We start from the raw sequence: 16,306 nt of genomic DNA, 5'->3' as shown, positions 1-16,306 counted from the left end.
AGCTGTGTATAAGAGTCAGGGTGGGGTGGGGGCTCTCTCCACGAGTCTCATTGCGGATAGACCCCCACCCGCCGCGCTACGCGCGTCGGCCTCCCCCGCAAGCGGGAGAGGCGAAGGGAGTTCGTGGATAGAGTGGCGACGCTTCTACGCCGTGCCCGCCGCCCTGAACTGGCTCGCAGTCCGTTGCAAATTTTGCGGCATGCTGAACAGCAGCGCCTTGCGGTCGGCGACGGCGTTATGAAGCTGCTCGAGTGCGATGTTGAACGCGGTCAGCGTGCCTTCCTCGATTGCGCCGTGCTCGAAACAGTCCAGCGTGTGGCGCAGGATGTCGTCGGCCTCCGCCTGCATCTGGTCGAGTTCCTCGATTGAATCGCTTTGCCGTGCGGCCTTCAGCATCTCCAGCAGACGTTCGCGCTGCGAAGTATTGGTGTTGCGTTCGTCCTGCTTGAGATAGCCGGCGAACCACGCACCGGCCGAGCCCATCGCCGAGAACGCCATCAGGCTCCACCAGATGTAATCGCTGTAGCGGTCGAGGAAGGTTTTTTCCTCGCCGTCGACAAAGGCGGCGGCGCCCGGATGCACCGGAATGGTGGCATCCTTGTCGGTGTCCGGCGTCTCGATCTTGGCGGCAAGCGGGAAATCGGTCTTGAGCGACTGCCGGATCGCGAACAATTGCCGCGTGAACGCCGCGACCGTCGAGTCCGACAGGCCCTTCCGCGCAACGATGTGGTGCGAGAAGCTGATCGTCTTCACCTCATCGTCGGGCCGGTCGGCGGAGCCGAGCGAGCCCGCGGGGATTTCCGCGGCCTCATAGGCCGGATGGTTCTGCGCAATCGCCTCCGAGGCGTCGATCGCAAGGAAGCTCGGCTCGCCGCCGTCGCGGACCGATGCCGTGATCGCATCGATCGTGATCTTGCTGTTGGCCGGGCCGACGGCGAGATAGGCGTCGGCCTTCAGGTTCTTGATCGCTTCCGCCACCTCATTGGCCGGGAATTGCACGATCTCGACCTTCATCGGGTCGACGCCGTATTGCGTCAGGATCAGCTTCAGCAAATTGACATTGGCCGGGGTGCGGCCGACGACGCCGATCTTGCGGCCGGCAAGCTGCGCGATCTTGGTGATCCGCGCGGATTTCCGGACCTTGCCCTTGGCGGGCGGAACCCACATCACCACGACATTCTTGCGCAGGGTCGCGACCGCCTGGGCATTCTTCGGCACTTCGAGATCGCCGCGGATGATGGCGAGATCGGCCTTGCCGTCGGCCAGCGTCTGCGCGCTGGCGGCGGCGCCCTCGGTCTGCACCGGCCTCAGCTTGACCTGGGTTTGCTGCTGGTTGTTGAAGGCCTGCGCCAGCGCCTGCACGACCTTGAGGTCATCGCTGTTGGCGGGACCGACCGCGATCCGCAGCGTCACCGGACGCACGGCGAAATAATAGCCCGCCAGCAACGTGCCTATGATGGCCAGCGCGCCCGCGATCAAAACAAACATCAGCCGCCGCTTTGCCGAACGCAGCGGCTTGGGCGACATGCTGGCGGAGCCGTCTGTCATCGATCTCGCAAACAATCGTCGGGGCTCAATCTCGCAAAACTACCAACGCGCATACATTCCCTATGTGTAGCAAATTACTGAATGGACAGATGTTACAACTCCGTCATGGTTACCAGCGGCGATAGGACGCGATTTCGGCCTTAATTTGGGCATGGATCCCATCCCGGAGGCCGGTTGTTAGGCTAAAGTCGGCGTTAAACGGGAGGTTACCATGGTCGAACGGCTGTCAGCGGAGGCAAGGAAGGCCGCCCTTTGGGAACTGGCCGGCTGGTCGGAAACGTCCGGCCGCGAGGCGATCGCCAAGACTTTCGTGTTCAAGGACTTCAACGAGGCCTTCGGGTTCATGGCCCGCGCCGCCCTGGTCGCCGAGAAGAGCGACCATCACCCCGAGTGGAAAAACGTCTACAAGACGGTCGAGGTGGTGCTGTCGACCCACGATGTCGGCGGGGTGACCAAGCGCGACATCGACCTCGCCAAGGCCATGAACGCGATCGCAAGGCAGCTTGGGGTCAGTTGAGCCCGGCGCGCGCAACCTTGCGCGGGTCCGCCGATATCCCCAGATTCGCATCGTCCGCCGCCGAACCGGCGCGGCGTCGAGGAACCTTGCGATGACATCGAGCGAACACGGTGTGGGATTTGGGCCTGCCGATCGGCTGGCGCAGGACCCTGAAAGCGTGCGCCGCCGTTTCTGGATCAAGTTCAAGAAGGTGGTGGCGAGCCTGCCGTTCGCGGAGGACCTGTTGGCTGCCTATTACTGCGCGTTCGACCGGCAGACGCCGCGCCATGTGCAGGCGGCGCTGCTCGGGGCGATCGCCTATTTCATCCTGCCGTTCGATTTCGTGCCCGACATGCTGCCGATCCTCGGCTTCACCGATGACGCCGCGGTGCTCGCAACCGCGCTCCGCATTGTGGCAAGCCACATCACGCCGGAGCATCGCGATGCCGCCCGCGCCGCGCTGAAGCGCGGGGTAGCGGAGGGCGCGGAAAGTAGCCCGGATGAAGCGTAGCGTAATCCGTGGTCTTTCTCGCCAATCGATTGAGCAGTCGCGGGTTTCGCTGCGCCCGATCCGGGTCCGAGGAGTCTAGCGTTTCTCGCCGGCGCGCAGTTGGGCACGAGAGTTGTTTTCCGCTTCCCACGCCCGGAACTGCTTGAACAGCACCTCCTTGTCGGCGTCGCTCTGCAAGCGCGTCGCCGCCGGGCTCTGCTTCAGGAATTCATCGAAACGGGTGCGCGTGGCAGCTTCGACGCCGTGGCGGTCCAGCCATTGCTGGGCTACCGGCAGGCGTTGCCAGCCCGGCAGTGGCGCCGACAGCGAGACCTCCCGCCACTTCGGATGGAACGGCGGATTCTGGAACGTCGGAAATTTTGTGAAGAACGCATCCACGAAATTGGCCAGCTTGTTGTAGCGCTCCGTCTTCGGTGCCCAGTTGTAGGCCGCAAGCACGGCAGGAACGGCGATCGTGTCAACGCGCTCCTCGCCCGAAATCAGGTTGGGATAGTCCTTGGCCGACAGGCTCGCCGGCAGATAGTCGTCCTGCAACGGTTTCTCGTAGTTGACCGGCACCAGGTGGAACCGGTCGTCCTTGAAGCCACTCACGGACTTGTAAGGCTTGCCGCCACAGACGATTACCGCGTCGATTTCGCCGGCCTTCAGTTTCTCCAAGGCGATGCGCTGCTCGATATAGACGACCTTCGGCTTCATTCCGAGCCGCTCGAACACGGTCAGTGCGGTGACGAAGGTGCCGCCATTGGGAAGGTCGACGCTGACGGTCTTGCCTTCAAGCTCCCTGAGATTACGGATCGATTTCGACGCGATCACGTGCATCTCTTCGTTATAGAGCTTGGTCACGTAGGTGAACTGCTTCTTGATGTCTTTCGCGATGCCCTTCCGCTCGAGATAGTCGAGCGTGTCAGATCGAACGATGCCGAGATCGACGCCCTGCAGAAACAGGATGTCGGCGACGCTCTGCACCGAGCCGCGCCCGACGATCGGCAGGATGCGCAACTTATTGCCATCGTCGAGCACGGAGGCGAGATCGGCGCCGAACTGAACATAGGTGCCGCCGATCGTACCCGAGATCAGCGTGACCGTGTTGGCGTTGAGGCTCTGCTTGGTGCTTACGGAGCCGAACTGAAAGATGGCCTTCAGGCTGTCGCTGACCTTGGCCGGGTCGAATTCGGTCTGCTCGGCCCGTGCCGCCAGGCCGCAAATCATCATGCCTGTGCATAGTACCAATCCAAACAAGCGTCGCATGTGTCCCTCGAGATGAGCTTAGTTCTGCATTTGCGCGAGGCGCTGCTGCGCGGACTGCGAGCCGAGTTCGGCGGCCTTGCGATACCAGAGGCGCGCGGTCTCCGGATTGGGCGTGATGCTCCGCTTGTCCAAAGTCCCCAGCACGTCGGGGTCGTGGGTGCGCGCCAGCAACAGCGCCGCGTCCGCGTCCTGCGCATCCGCGGCCCGCTCGAGCAGGAGTCGCGCCGATACGATGTCGCCGATCACAAGCAGGCTGTTGGCGCGCTTCAGAAGCGCCGCGACCGCATCCGGATCGAGGCGTCTTGCCTGTGGCGCCGCCGGTAATGGCTCGACCGGCGCAGCAGCGGGTACTTCGACCGCGACGATTTGGCCCTGAGTCGCTTCCTGATAGGCGGCCGCGATCTCAGCGCGCGACGGCTGGCTCGCGATGGCGGGTGATGCTGGCGTTGCCACGGCGCGAACAGCCTCAGCAAGGTCCGCCCGGACCCCGACTGGCGAAACGCCGACCAATAAGGCCTTGGCGCTCAGGATCGTGTCGCGCGTGACGCCGGCGGACAACAGCGCGAAGACCGCCGCCGCGACAGCCGCGACGGTCGAAGCTGTCAGCAGGCCGATGCGAAGGCGCGAGCGCGGAATCGTCGTGCGCCTTTCCCAATCCGTGTCGTACTCGTCAATGTGGCTTGAGAGAAAGAGCGGAGCTGGTTCGTCCGCGCCGAAGTCGATGCCTGCCCGATGCGATCGTCGGTAGCGATAATGCGCAAATCCGGGATCGTTGATATCTGCGTTGACTGCGCCGCGCGGCGGATCGTTGCCGTGAACGTGTCCTGAATTCCCCACCATGATGATGCTTCCCCGTTACTATGACGCAACAATCGGGCATCTCTGGTGTCTGGTTGTTATTCTTATTGGGGTACCTGAGCGCCCGTTACGGGTCCTTAATCGCCTTGCGATTGGGCCCAAAAAGCGGCCTCGGCCGCTGCGAATCGGGAGAAATTTGGGTTTGATTGCGGCAGCGCGCGCCAATTCAGAGAAAGTTCACAAGGTTTGCTCGCGTTGCGCGCGCAGCGCTGAAGCGCGGAGTGCCGACTGAGGAGTGAGGTCTGCGTTCTCCTCCCCCTGAAAGGGGGAAGGTCGGGATGGGGGTCAGCCGCAGACGCCGCTGTAAGTGGAGAGAGCAGATCCCCACCCGCTTTGCTCTGCGAGCAAAGCGACCTCCCCTTTTCAAGGGGAGGTTGGAGCATCCGTAGCCCGGATGCAGCGTAGCGTAATCCGGGGCTGCTCCAACCGCGGATGGCTCGGTCCCGGATTTCGCTGCGCTTCATCCGGGCTACGCGATCTCGGTTCAGCTTCCCGGGTGCAGGATCACCTTGCCCATCGCCTTGCGGCCGGCGAGCACCTTCAGGGCTTCTGATGTCTGCGACAGCGGGAAGGTGCGGTCGACATGCGAGGAGATCTTGCCTTCCGCGGTCCACTGCACGAGCTTCTCGAGGTTCTTGCGGTTCTTGTCCGGGTTCTGCCGCGCCCAGGCGCCCCAGAACACGCCGCGGATATCGCAGCCCTTCAGCAGTGCGAGGTTGAGCGGGATCTTCGGAATGTCGCCGGCGGCAAAGCCGATCACCAGGAAGCGGCCTTCCCACGCGGTCGAACGCAGCGCAGCCTCGGCGTAGGAGCCGCCGACCGGATCGAACACGATGTCGGCGCCCTTGCCGTCGGTCAGCTTGCGCAGGCCTTCCTTGAGATCTTCCTTCGCATAGTTCAGCGTCAGCTCGGCGCCGTGTTGCTTGGCGAATGCCAGCTTCTCGTCCGACGAGGCGCAGGCAATCACCTTCAACCCCATCAGTTTGCCGAGCTCGCACGCAGCAAGGCCGGTGCCACCGGCGGCGCCTAACACCGCGAGCGTCTCGCCCGGCTTCGGGCTTGCGCGATCTTCCAGCGCATGCAGCGCGGTGCCGTAGATGATGATGATGCCGGCGGCGCGGTCGTAATCGAGGTTGTCGGGAATCTTCACGATCGAATTCGCCGGCAGCGCGATCTTGTCGCGCGCGCCGTTGTGGCCGCAGGAAGCGACGACGCGATCGCCGACCTTCAGGTCAGTGACGCCGGCGCCGACGCTTTCGATCACGCCGGCAACTTCCGCGGCCGGCGAGAACGGGAACGGCGGCTTGATCTGGTACTTGCCCTGGATCATCAGGATGTCGAAGAAATTCAGCGCCGCCGCCTTGATCGCGATCACGGCTTCGCCGGGACCCGCCACCGGATCGGGCACGTCAGCCAGCACGAGATCGTCGGGTTGACAGTATTGCGAGCAGAGGATGGCTTTCATGGACACACCTGAGTTTCGGACGCAGAAAGAGCTGCAAGATCTTGGACTACAAGCTTCATGCCGGATTTGCGGCGGAGCGACAATACAGTGCGGAGGGATCAAACTATGTTTGAAAAAGGCCTGCTAGCGAAAAAGCGCATCCTGATCACCGGCGGCGGCTCCGGCCTCGGCGCGGCGATGGGCCGCCGCTTTGCCGAACTCGGCGCCGAATTGATCATCTGCGGGCGGCGCGAGGGGCTGCTGGAGGAAACCGCAGCGAAATTCCGCAGCGAACTCGGCGCCAAGGTTTCCACCGCGCGATGCGATATCCGCGACGGCGCGGCGGTCGAGGCGATGATGGATCAGGTCTGGCAGGACGCGCCGATCGACGTTCTCGTCAACAATGCTGCCGCAACCTTTATTGCGCAGAGCGAACATTTGTCATTCCGCGCGGCGGACGCGATCCTCGCGCCGACACTGCATGGCACGATGTACTGCACGTTCGCCGCCGGCCGCCGCTGGATCGACGGCAAGCACAAGGGCGTGGTGCTCTCGATTCTTTCGACCTCGACCATCACCGGCCGCGCGTTCACGGTGCCATCCTCGATGGCCAAGACCGCGGTGCTGGCGATGACCAAGAGCCTTGCGGTGGAGTGGGGCCCGAAGGGCATCCGCACCGTCGCGATCGCGCCCGGCGCGTTTCCGACCGCAGGTGCGACCGGACAGTTGCGTCCCGAAGGGCGCGGCGAGAGCTGGGCGCATCGCAATCCGCTCGGCCGCGCCGGCGAGCATTCGGAGCTCGCCGATCTCGCGACCTTCCTGATCTCGGATCAAGCCGGCTACATTAACGGCGAGATGGTGGTGCAGGATGGCGGCTCGCACTTGCGCAGTTCCGGTGCCGAGGACCTGCTGCAATGGACCGATGCGCAGTGGGAGAGGCAGCGCGCTGCGCGCGCCAAGTGATAACGAGTCGCGACGTGCGCACGACCAAGTCACGATAGTGAGCGGCGTTCGTCTTTCGGCCTAACTGCCTTCCCAAAAAAGCGTTTCCCGGTTATCCATCCGAGCCGGCGGAGGGGAATCGCCGGGCCATCTTGCAGTCACAATGATGGGGGAACCAGTTGGCCGTGCGGCAGATTCTGACATCACTGGTTGCTTGTATCCTGTGCGGGTTCATCACCCTCGCGCCGGGGCAGGCTGCGCCCAAGAAAGAAACCGCGAAAGAAGCAGCCAAGCCGGCGCCTTCGGCCGCGGCGGCCGCGGCCGGCGGCGCGGAGCCGACGCTGATCGGCCAATTCGGGACCTGGGGCGCGTACACGGCATCGCCCAACGGCAAGAAGGTGTGCTTTGCGCTCGCCAAGCCGTCCTCGTCGAAGACCAATCCGGCGAACCGGCCGCGCGATCCGGCCTATGCCTTCATCTCCACCCGTCCGGCGGAGAAGGTCGTCAACGAAGTCTCGATCATGATCGGCTACACCGTGAAGCCGGGCTCCGAATCGACGGTTCAGGTCGGCGGCGGGACCTATGCGATGTACACGCAGGGCGACGGCCTCTGGATCAAGAATGCGGCCGAAGAGGAGCGGATGGTGGAATCCATGCGCAAATCGGCCGAACTGACGGTAAAAGCCGTCTCGGCCAAGGGCACCGAGACAACAGACACCTTCTCGCTGAAGGGCCTTGCGCAGGCGCTCGACCGGCTCGGGCAGGACTGCCGGCGCTAGAGAACCGGCTTAAGGCCTAAAATCGAAGTATTTGGTGGCTTTCCAGCACCGGCTGGAAGGCCTATTTGAGGTTTCATGACCGACACCGTGACCACCCATGCCGTTTCCGGCGCCAGCGCGCTGGTCGAGAAGGTTCCGCTCGAGACCTATGTGCCGCCGGCCAAGCCGTCGCTGATCGGGCTGTCGCGCGCCGAGATCGCCGATCGCCTGGGCGAGATCGGGGTGCAGGCCGGCCAGCGCAAGATGCGCACCCAGCAGCTCTGGAACTGGATGTATTTCCGCGGCGCCAAGAACTTTGCCGAGATGACCAACGTCTCGAAGGACATGCGCGCCGAACTCGAAAAGCATTTTACCGTCGACCGTCCCGAAGTGGTCGCCGAGCAGATCTCCAACGACGGCACCCGCAAATGGTTGCTGCGGCTGCCGAGCGGCGACAAGGTCGAGCGGCCGCACGAGGTCGAGTGCGTCTACATCCCCGAGACCGATCGGGGCACGCTGTGTGTTTCCTCGCAGGTCGGCTGCACGCTGAACTGCGCGTTCTGCCATACCGGAACGCAGCGTCTGGTGCGCAACCTCACCGCCGGCGAGATCGTCGGCCAGGTGATGGTGGCGCGCGACCGGCTGAATGACTGGGCCGACCGCGAGGACGGCACGCGCCGCGTCACCAACATCGTGATGATGGGGATGGGCGAGCCGCTCTACAATTTCGACGCGGTGCGCGATGCGCTCCTGATCGTTGCCGACAATGAGGGCATCGGCATTTCCCGCCGCCGCATCACGCTGTCGACCTCGGGCGTGGTACCGAACATCCAGCGCACCGGTGACGAGATCGGCGTGATGCTCGCGATCTCGCTGCATGCGGTGCGCGACGAGCTGCGCAACGAGCTGGTGCCGCTGAACCGCAAATATCCGATCAAGGAGCTGCTGCAAGCCTGCCGCGATTATCCCGGCGCCTCCAACGCCCGGCGCATCACCTTCGAATATGTCATGCTCAAGGGCGTCAACGATTCGCTCGATGACGCCAGGCTCCTGGTGAAGCTGCTGAAGGGCATTCCGGCGAAGATCAATCTGATCCCGTTCAATCCGTGGCCGGGCACCGCCTATGAATGCTCGGACTGGGAGCAGATCGAGAAATTCTCCGAATATATCTTCAACGCCGGCTATTCCTCGCCGGTGCGCACGCCGCGCGGCCGCGACATCCTCGCCGCCTGCGGCCAGCTCAAATCGGAGACCGAAAAGCTCTCGGCCCGCGAGCGCCAGGCGCTGCGCGCGATGGCGATGACGGACTAATTAGATGGCCTTGATCGGCCGCCTGTTCGTCGTCGCGTTCGGCTTCCTGATGGCCTGCTTCGTGGCAGGGATCATCGTGGTCGTCGCGGTGCTGTATCCCGAGATCAGCGATTTCGGCGGGCAGATCGACCAGAGCGCCGTCAACGTCGTGCTCGGCTTCGGTTTCATCTTCATATCAGGCTTCGCGCTGTTGCCGGCGCTGATCGTGGTGCTGATCACCGAAGCGTTCTTCATCCGGAGCGTGCTGGCCTATGCCGTCGGCGGCGCCATCGTCGGCGCGGCCTGCTATCTCGGCCTGGTTCCGTTCGATCCCGATACGATGCAATTCCACGGCATCGTGCGCCGGCACATGGAGATCATGACCGGCGCGGGCATCGTCGCGGGCCTGGTCTACTGGCTGATCGCCGGCCGCACCGCCGGCGCCTGGCGCGAGCCGCCGCGCCCGTTGCCGCCGCCACCGCCCTTGCCGTCGCAATCGCCGCGGCCGTGATGCTTCCCATGCTCATCCGCCTCGGCTAAACCGCGCGCCATGAACCGGACCGGACTTTTCATCGCGCTGGCGCTGGCGCTCATCGTCGGCATCCTGTTCGGGATCTATCCCGAGCTCGACCTGAAGCTGGCGGCGCTGTTCTACGATGCCGTGCAGAAAACCTTTCCGATGAAGCTCGACGCGGTGGCGTCGTTTGCGCGGGATGCGGCGATGTGGATCGCCTGGGCACTGGTGCTGCCGGCGATCGTGACCATCGTCTGGAAATTCATCCGGCCGGACCGGCCAATGCTGATGTCCGGCCGCGCCGCGGTGTTCCTGCTCACCACAATGCTGCTCTCGGCCGGCGTGCTCACCAATTTCACCTTCAAGAATTATTGGGGCCGGCCGCGGCCGGTGTTCGTGACGCAGTTCGGCGGCGACCTGCAATTCATGCCGTGGTGGGACCCGCGCGGCGGCTGCCCGCGCAACTGCTCGTTCTTCTCCGGCGAGGGCGCCACCGCGTTCTGGACCTATGCACCGGCGGCGCTGACGCCGCCCGCGTGGCGGCCGCTGGCCTTTGCCGGGGCCACCGTGTTCGGGATCGTCACCAGCGGGCTGCGAATGGCCTTCGGTGGCCATTTTTTCACCGACGTGGCAATCGCCGGCCTGGTGTCCTTCTTCACCGTCTGGCTGTTCTACGCGCTGATCTACCGCTGGGCAGCGACCCGGCTGACCGACGCCCAGGTCGACGCCGCGCTGACGCGGCTCGCAATGCCCGGCTACCGGTGGATGCAGCGCTGGCGCCGCGGCGGCCGGGCGGAGCCGAGCCAGCCTGAAGCCTGATTAAAGGCGTGCCCCGCCTTCCGAAATTTGATATTCGCCAACCCTGAAAACCTCTTCGATTTCGACCGATTGGACCGTCCCATGAGTACGATTCTGAAAAGCCTGCCCACCGGCGAAAAAGTCGGCATCGCGTTCTCGGGCGGGCTCGACACCTCTGCGGCGCTGCTCTGGATGAAGCTGAAAGGCGCCAAGGTCTTCGCCTATACCGCCAATCTCGGCCAGCCCGACGAGGCCGACTACGACGCGATCCCGCGCAAGGCGATGGATTTCGGCGCCGAGAAGGCCCGCCTGGTCGATTGCCGCACCCAGCTGGTCCATGAGGGTATCGCCGCGATCCAGTCCGGCGCGTTCCACATCTCGACCGGCGGCATCACCTATTTCAACACCACCCCGCTTGGCCGCGCGGTGACCGGCACGATGCTGGTCGCGGCGATGCAGGAGGACGGCGTCAACATCTGGGGCGACGGCTCGACCTACAAGGGCAACGACATCGAGCGCTTCTATCGCTACGGCCTGCTCACCAACCCGAGCCTGCGCATTTACAAACCCTGGCTCGACCAGCAGTTCATCGACGAGCTCGGCGGTCGCGCCGAGATGTCGGCGTTCATGACCGCGCAAGGCTTCGCCTACAAGATGAGCGCGGAAAAGGCCTATTCGACCGACAGCAATCTGCTCGGCGCGACGCATGAGGCCAAGGATCTCGAGAGCCTTGCGAGCGGCATCACCATCGTCAACCCGATCATGGGCGTGCCGTTCTGGCGCGCCGATTGCGACGTCAAGGCCGAGAAGGTCGTGGTGCGGTTCGAGGAAGGCCAGCCGGTCGCGCTGAACGGCAAGACGTTCGCCGATCCGGTCGCGCTGTTCCTCGAGGCCAATGCGATCGGCGGCCGCCACGGCCTCGGCATGAGCGACCAGATCGAGAACCGGATCATCGAGGCCAAGAGCCGCGGCATCTATGAGGCGCCGGGCATGGCGCTGCTGCACATCGCCTATGAGCGTCTCGTCACCGGCATCCACAATGAGGATACGATCGAGCAGTACCGCATCAGCGGCATGCGGCTCGGCCGCCTGCTCTATCAGGGCCGCTGGTTCGATTCGCAGGCCTTGATGCTGCGCGAGACCGCGCAGCGCTGGGTGGCGCGCGCCGTCACCGGCGAGGTGACGCTCGAGCTGCGCCGCGGCAACGACTACTCCATCCTCAACACCGAGAGCCCGAACCTGACCTATGCGCCGGAACGGCTCAGCATGGAGAAGGTCGAGGACGCCGCCTTCACGCCGGCCGACCGCATCGGCCAACTGACGATGCGCAACCTCGACATATCAGACACCCGTGCCAAGCTCGGTCTCTACAACAAGACCGGCCTCATCTCGAGCGGCGAAGGCGCGCAGATCTTCCAGCTCGAGAACGACAAGGATTGAGGCGGCAAACGTAAAACTCGGTGTCGTCCCGGCGAAAGCCGGGACCCATAACCACGACCATCAATCGCTGCGCAACGCTGGGGCCACAGCGCGCTTCGACAACGTTACCCTGTGGTAATGGGTCCCGGCCTTCGCCGGGACGACGTGGGAGAGAGTTCGCCTACCTCACCCTGAGCGCATCAAGCAGCGAGCGGAACGCGCGCGCGTAATCGGTACCGGTCTTGCCGATGTCCGGCCCCGCGGAGACCGCGACCGCCGCCTCCGTCACCGCGCCGAGCAGCAGCCGCGCCAGCGGCTCGATCGGCTGCCTGGCGATCACGCCGGCGTCCATCGCCGCTGTCAGCGCGCGTGGAAACTTGCCGCCGAAATGTTTCGCGTCGATCTCGCGCCAGCGTTCCCAGCCGAGCACGGCCGGACCATCGCGCAAGATGATCTGGCCGGTCGGGCCCTTCGAGCAGGCCGCGAAATAGCCCTGCGTGCCCGCCGCCATCGCCGCCAGCGGATCGTTCTCGGCGCGCGAGATGCGGTCGAGATCGGCGACGAGGTCGATTGACACCTGCTCGAACACCGCCTCGAACACCGCCTCCTTGGTCGCGAAGTGATGATAGACCGCGCCCTTGGCGACGCGCGCTCCAGCGGCGATGTCGTCCATCGTCGCAGCGGCAAAGCCGCGCTCGCCAAAAATGCGCCGTGCTGCCTTGACGATGGCGGCTCTGGTTTTCTCGCGCCGTTCGGCCTGGGTTGCCATGGCGCATCTCTAGCCCAGTTCCAGACGCAAGCCAATTGACTTACCGACTCTTGGTCGATAAATACCGACTATCAGTCGGTAACTGGAGAGTGCCCATGCCCTCGCTCAGGACGTTGCAAGCCTTCGCTGACACGGTGGAATCCAACGACCATGTCGGCGCGATCAGGAACTTCTATTCGGTGGATGCCCGCACCCAGGAGAATGACGGCCAGTGGCGGGTCGGCCGCGAGGCGCTGGCAGCGCGCGAGGCGGCGGTGCTGGCCGCGGTCGCCGGCGTCAAGACCACGCGGCTCGGGCCGCTCCTGCTCGACGGCGATCATTCGGCGATCTGCTGGCGCTTCGAATTCACCGGCAAGGACGGCAAGGTTCGCAGCATGGAGGAGGTCGCCTGGCAGACCTGGCGCGGCGAGGAGCTGGTCGAGGAGCGCTTCTTCTACGATCCGCAGCAGATGGCGCGCTGAAATCACGCCGGCCTTGCGGCAATACGCCCCGGCGCGCCTCATTGCGCCGTCATCCGCCGCTACTAGCCTCCGCTCCGATGCGCATGATGCGCAAGGGCGGAGCATCGATCATGATCAAGCAAGTTGCCGGTATGGCCGTCACGCTGGCGTTGTCGGCAGCGCCGGCGTTCGCCCAGACGATCTATCCGATCGATCGCGCCGATATCCTCGTCGGCGCCAAATTCGACTTCAAGGTCGAGCTTCCGGGGGTGGTCGATCAAGCCAAGCTCAAGGTCACGCTGAACGGCGCGGATTATGCCGCGGTGTTCGGCCAAGGCGGCACATTCACCGCGCGCGAGGCTGGCCGGGAGCAGACGGCGCTGTTGCTGCGCGATGTCTCGCTCGCCAAGCCCGGGCAGGTCGCCGTCGAAGTCAGCGACGGCACGCAGAGCCGGAAGGTGACCTGGACCGTCTACGACACCGGGGCACGCAAGGCCAGGAACGTGATTCTGTTTATCGGCGACGGGATGTCGCCGTCGCATCGCGTCGCCGCGCGAATCCTTTCCAAGGGAATTGCGGAGGGCAAGAGCCGCGGCAAGCTCGCGATCGACGACATGCCGCATATGGCGCTGGTCGCGACCGCGGGCTCGGACTCGATCATCACCGATTCGGCGAATGCCGCGAGCGCTTACGCCACCGGCCACAAGGCCGCGGTCAATGCGCTCGGCGTCTACGCCGATCGCACGCCCGATCCGCTCGACGATCCCAGGGTCGAGGCCATCGCGTGCCTCGCCAAGCGCCGGGCGGGCCTCGCCGTCGGCATCGTCACCAACACCGAGGTCGAGGATGCGACGCCGGCTGCGATGGTTGCGCATACCCGCCGCCGCGCCGCCTATGACGCGATCGTCGCGCAATATTTCGACGCGAAGCCCGACGTGCTGATGGGCGGCGGCTCCGCGAACTTCCTGCCGCAATCCTCGTCCGGGTCGAAACGCAAGGACGATATCGACTATCTCGCGCGCTTCCGCGACGCCGGCTATCCGGTCGCGACCACCGCAGGCGAGCTCGCCGCGCTCGCGGCCAAACCGGACACCCGCCAACTGCTCGGCCTGTTCGCCGCCGGCAACATGGACGGCGCGCTCGACCGCAAGTTCCTGAAGGGCGGTGGCGTCAGGAAATTCCCGGAGCAGCCGGACCTGACCGAGCAGGTTCAGGCCGCGCTCACGGTGCTGTCGAAACACGAGGCCGGTTTCTTCCTGATGGTCGAGTCCGGCCTGATCGACAAATACGCCCATCTGCTCGATATGGAGCGCGCGGCCTACGACACCATCATGCTCGACAATGCGGTGCGGCTGGCAAAGGCCTGGGCGAAAGCGCGCAACGACGACACACTGATCCTGGTCGTGGCCGATCACAATCATCCGAACAGCCTGGTCGGTACCATCAATGACGACATGGCGGCGACACCCAACGTGCCGCTGCGCGAGCGCGTCGGCGTCTACGAGAAAGCCGGGTTTCCGAATTATCCGGCGCCGGACGCCGAGGGTTATCCGTCACGCGTCGATGTCAGCCGGCGGCTTGCGATCTTCTCGGCCAGCCTGCCGGATCACTACGAGACGTTCCGCCCGAAACTCGACGATCCGAACGAGCCGACCGTGAAGGGCGACCAGTCCGACACGTTCAAGGCCAATGACAAGTACAAGGATGTCCCCGGCGTCGTGCTGCGCTTCGGCAAGCTGCCGGCGATGATCGGCGCCAGCGTGCATTCCGGCGAGGATGTCATTCTCACCGCGACCGGGCCGGGCAGCGAGCGCGTCCACGGCTCGATGGACAACACCGAAGTATTCCGCGTGATGGTCGAGGCACTGGGACTGGGGGCGGGGAAGTAACGAATGATGAGATTGGGTCGATCAGCATGCCCGCTGTACCTCTCCCGCTTGCGGGGCGACACTTCTCCAACCTCCCCTTGAAAAGGGGAGGTCGCTTTGCTCGCCAGAGCAAAGCGGGTGGGGATCTGCTCTCTCCGCAAACAGTGTTGCCTGCGGTTGCCCCCCATCCCGACCTTCCCCCTTTCAGGGGGAAGGAGAAGAAACAAAAATGGCCGGGATCGCTCCCGGCCATTTCGTCGCGTGATGTCGCGCCGGCTCAGCGCGGCGGGGCGGCGGAGGCGGTGCCGCCGTTGAGCAGCGGGGTGATGCGGCGGACGGTGACGCGCCGGTTGATGCGGCTCGGTCCGTCGGTCTGCTCCTTCAGATATTGCGAGCCGTAACCCTGCGAGGTCAGGTTCTCAGCCGGCACACCGAACTGCTGCGTCAAGAGCTCGGCGGCGGATTGCGCACGGCGGTCCGACAGCGACAGATTGTCGGTGTCGTTGCCGGTCGCATCCGTATGGCCCTCGATCAGGAACACCTCGCGCGGATTGCGCTGGATGGCCCGGTTGAGACCGTCGGCGATCACCTGCAGCCGCGCAGCCTGGTCCGGCGGGACGGTCCACGATCCGGAGTCGAAATTGATCGTGTTGACGTCGATGCTCGGCATCTGCATGCGGACATTGGGGCTGTAGCGGATCTCGTCGAGCGAGTAGCGCCGTTCGATCCGCTGCACCGGCGGTGCCTCCATGGTCTCGTAGATCACGTCGGGCGACGCGTCCTGAGCGTCGACGATGTAGCGATCGTAGGGAATGTTGACCACCGGCGGTGGCGCGTCGACATAGAAGCCGCCGACCGCCCGCGGATCGCGATAGCTGTTGTCGATGATGACGACCTCGCGTCCGCCCGTATCCCTGCGGATCCGGCGCAGCATCTGTCCGTCGGAGCCGACCACCGTGATGATCTCGCTGCCGTCGGGACGAACCACGACCGTCCGCGTCTCGCCGCCGATCGTCTCGGTGCGGATATCGCGCGCGCCATAGCGGAAGCGATAGACGTCGTCGCCGCGGACATAGGCCTGGCCGCCCGGATCGCGGATGATGACGCGGTCCGGCTCGGTGTAGATGGTGCGGCCGCCCTCGACGACCTCCTGCCGCTGGCTGTGCAGGTCGGCGATGCTGCCGCCGATGATGGCGCCGGCAACCACGCCGGCACCGACCGCGGCGCCGATCGCGAGCGGCTTGATGTTGTCGTGGCGCGGCGGCGGCGGCAGCGGTGCTGCGACGGCAGGCGCGGCGCGGAAGGCGGGCGCAACCGTCGGCGGGGCGTATTGCGCGCGGCCGGGCGGCGGCGTTGCGGCGGCCGAGCCGGGGACGACCGACGGCTGTCTCTTATACCCATCT

Annotated in this window: 16 protein-coding genes; 10 read left to right on the top strand and 6 right to left on the bottom strand. The window is 64.7% G+C overall.

All coding sequences use genetic code 11. From position 1 onward, the window contains the following. Positions 1-144: 144 nt before the first annotated feature. Positions 145-1,548, bottom strand: coding sequence for a TAXI family TRAP transporter solute-binding subunit (locus tag AC1VNY_RS40865; protein ID WP_482409428.1), 1,404 nt, complete (start codon positions 1,546-1,548; stop codon positions 145-147). 211 nt (positions 1,549-1,759) lie between these two features. On the opposite strand from AC1VNY_RS40865, the gene AC1VNY_RS40860 reads away from it, so the two are divergent. Both AC1VNY_RS40860 and AC1VNY_RS40855 read left to right on the top strand, forming a co-directional pair. Then, complete coding sequence (locus AC1VNY_RS40860; RefSeq protein WP_016847224.1) at positions 1,760-2,065, top strand: 4a-hydroxytetrahydrobiopterin dehydratase; 306 nt, start codon at positions 1,760-1,762, stop codon at positions 2,063-2,065. Positions 2,066-2,156: 91 nt separating this feature from the next. Continuing rightward, positions 2,157-2,555 (top strand): YkvA family protein, encoded by a 399-nt coding sequence (locus tag AC1VNY_RS40855; RefSeq protein ID WP_304498063.1) that lies wholly within the window; start codon positions 2,157-2,159, stop codon positions 2,553-2,555. A gap of 75 nt (positions 2,556-2,630) precedes the next feature. Here the strand turns inward: AC1VNY_RS40855 and AC1VNY_RS40850 are convergent, their stop codons facing one another. From AC1VNY_RS40850 to AC1VNY_RS40840, 3 genes are all read right to left on the bottom strand, one after another. Next, complete coding sequence (locus AC1VNY_RS40850) at positions 2,631-3,803, bottom strand: TAXI family TRAP transporter solute-binding subunit (protein ID WP_482409427.1); 1,173 nt, start codon at positions 3,801-3,803, stop codon at positions 2,631-2,633. A gap of 18 nt (positions 3,804-3,821) precedes the next feature. Beyond that, positions 3,822-4,643 carry a hypothetical protein gene (locus AC1VNY_RS40845; RefSeq protein ID WP_482409426.1) on the bottom strand — a complete coding sequence of 274 codons (822 nt, stop codon included), beginning with the start codon at positions 4,641-4,643 and terminating at the stop codon, positions 3,822-3,824. Between the two features lie 502 nt (positions 4,644-5,145). Further along, the gene (locus tag AC1VNY_RS40840; RefSeq protein WP_482409425.1) at positions 5,146-6,126 is read right to left on the bottom strand and encodes an NADPH:quinone oxidoreductase family protein; all 981 of its coding nucleotides are present in this window, start codon (positions 6,124-6,126) and stop codon (positions 5,146-5,148) included. A 105-nt stretch (positions 6,127-6,231) separates the two neighbouring features. On the opposite strand from AC1VNY_RS40840, the gene AC1VNY_RS40835 reads away from it, so the two are divergent. The 6 genes from AC1VNY_RS40835 (at position 6,232) to argG (ending at position 11,847) form a co-directional block, all read left to right on the top strand. Next, complete coding sequence (locus AC1VNY_RS40835; RefSeq protein WP_482409424.1) at positions 6,232-7,068, top strand: SDR family oxidoreductase; 837 nt, start codon at positions 6,232-6,234, stop codon at positions 7,066-7,068. A gap of 164 nt (positions 7,069-7,232) precedes the next feature. Then, positions 7,233-7,826, top strand: coding sequence for an invasion associated locus B family protein (locus tag AC1VNY_RS40830; RefSeq protein WP_482409423.1), 594 nt, complete (start codon positions 7,233-7,235; stop codon positions 7,824-7,826). A gap of 75 nt (positions 7,827-7,901) precedes the next feature. Next, entirely contained in the window at positions 7,902-9,116 is a 1,215-nt protein-coding gene (rlmN, locus tag AC1VNY_RS40825; RefSeq protein WP_482409422.1) for a dual-specificity RNA methyltransferase RlmN, read from the top strand. 4 nt (positions 9,117-9,120) lie between these two features. After that, on the top strand, positions 9,121-9,606 hold the full coding sequence (locus tag AC1VNY_RS40820; RefSeq protein ID WP_482409421.1) for a hypothetical protein: 486 nt from the start codon (positions 9,121-9,123) through the stop codon (positions 9,604-9,606). Positions 9,607-9,645: 39 nt separating this feature from the next. Then, a complete protein-coding gene (locus tag AC1VNY_RS40815; protein ID WP_482409420.1) occupies positions 9,646-10,428 on the top strand; it encodes a phosphatase PAP2 family protein in 783 nt (260 codons plus the stop codon). 81 nt (positions 10,429-10,509) lie between these two features. Further along, complete coding sequence (argG, locus tag AC1VNY_RS40810; RefSeq protein ID WP_304498070.1) at positions 10,510-11,847, top strand: argininosuccinate synthase; 1,338 nt, start codon at positions 10,510-10,512, stop codon at positions 11,845-11,847. 160 nt (positions 11,848-12,007) lie between these two features. On the opposite strand, the gene AC1VNY_RS40805 is transcribed toward argG, so the two are convergent. Next, positions 12,008-12,595: a TetR/AcrR family transcriptional regulator gene (locus tag AC1VNY_RS40805; RefSeq protein WP_482409419.1), complete on the bottom strand. Its 588-nt coding sequence runs from the start codon at positions 12,593-12,595 to the stop codon at positions 12,008-12,010. A 95-nt stretch (positions 12,596-12,690) separates the two neighbouring features. Here AC1VNY_RS40805 and AC1VNY_RS40800 point away from each other — a divergent pair, with 95 nt between their 5' ends. Together AC1VNY_RS40800 and AC1VNY_RS40795 are read left to right on the top strand one after the other, a co-directional pair. After that, entirely contained in the window at positions 12,691-13,056 is a 366-nt protein-coding gene (locus AC1VNY_RS40800; protein WP_482409418.1) for a nuclear transport factor 2 family protein, read from the top strand. A 110-nt stretch (positions 13,057-13,166) separates the two neighbouring features. Continuing rightward, on the top strand, positions 13,167-14,924 hold the full coding sequence (locus AC1VNY_RS40795; protein WP_482409417.1) for an alkaline phosphatase: 1,758 nt from the start codon (positions 13,167-13,169) through the stop codon (positions 14,922-14,924). A 256-nt stretch (positions 14,925-15,180) separates the two neighbouring features. Here the strand turns inward: AC1VNY_RS40795 and AC1VNY_RS40790 are convergent. Beyond that, positions 15,181-16,306: OmpA family protein (locus AC1VNY_RS40790; RefSeq protein WP_482409416.1), on the bottom strand; the 1,126-nt coding region annotated here is incomplete at its 5' end.

The organism is Bradyrhizobium ferriligni (genome assembly GCF_056837965.1).
Note: the sequence above shows the minus strand (reverse complement) of the source record. Positions and strands in the feature narration are given on the sequence as shown.

What these genes read in the sequence shown, in the direction of transcription:
- AC1VNY_RS40865 (WP_482409428.1), bottom strand. Translation starts at nt 1,548, where the DNA reads ATGACAGACGGCTCCGCCAGCATGTCGCCCAAGCCGCTGCGTTCGGCA.
- AC1VNY_RS40860 (WP_016847224.1), top strand. Translation starts at nt 1,760, where the DNA reads ATGGTCGAACGGCTGTCAGCGGAGGCAAGGAAGGCCGCCCTTTGGGAA.
- AC1VNY_RS40855 (WP_304498063.1), top strand. Translation starts at nt 2,157, where the DNA reads ATGACATCGAGCGAACACGGTGTGGGATTTGGGCCTGCCGATCGGCTG.
- AC1VNY_RS40850 (WP_482409427.1), bottom strand. Translation starts at nt 3,803, where the DNA reads ATGCGACGCTTGTTTGGATTGGTACTATGCACAGGCATGATGATTTGC.
- AC1VNY_RS40845 (WP_482409426.1), bottom strand. Translation starts at nt 4,643, where the DNA reads ATGGTGGGGAATTCAGGACACGTTCACGGCAACGATCCGCCGCGCGGC.
- AC1VNY_RS40840 (WP_482409425.1), bottom strand. Translation starts at nt 6,126, where the DNA reads ATGAAAGCCATCCTCTGCTCGCAATACTGTCAACCCGACGATCTCGTG.
- AC1VNY_RS40835 (WP_482409424.1), top strand. Translation starts at nt 6,232, where the DNA reads ATGTTTGAAAAAGGCCTGCTAGCGAAAAAGCGCATCCTGATCACCGGC.
- rlmN (WP_482409422.1), top strand. Translation starts at nt 7,902, where the DNA reads ATGACCGACACCGTGACCACCCATGCCGTTTCCGGCGCCAGCGCGCTG.
- AC1VNY_RS40820 (WP_482409421.1), top strand. Translation starts at nt 9,121, where the DNA reads ATGGCCTTGATCGGCCGCCTGTTCGTCGTCGCGTTCGGCTTCCTGATG.
- AC1VNY_RS40815 (WP_482409420.1), top strand. Translation starts at nt 9,646, where the DNA reads ATGAACCGGACCGGACTTTTCATCGCGCTGGCGCTGGCGCTCATCGTC.
- argG (WP_304498070.1), top strand. Translation starts at nt 10,510, where the DNA reads ATGAGTACGATTCTGAAAAGCCTGCCCACCGGCGAAAAAGTCGGCATC.
- AC1VNY_RS40805 (WP_482409419.1), bottom strand. Translation starts at nt 12,595, where the DNA reads ATGGCAACCCAGGCCGAACGGCGCGAGAAAACCAGAGCCGCCATCGTC.
- AC1VNY_RS40800 (WP_482409418.1), top strand. Translation starts at nt 12,691, where the DNA reads ATGCCCTCGCTCAGGACGTTGCAAGCCTTCGCTGACACGGTGGAATCC.
- AC1VNY_RS40795 (WP_482409417.1), top strand. Translation starts at nt 13,167, where the DNA reads ATGATCAAGCAAGTTGCCGGTATGGCCGTCACGCTGGCGTTGTCGGCA.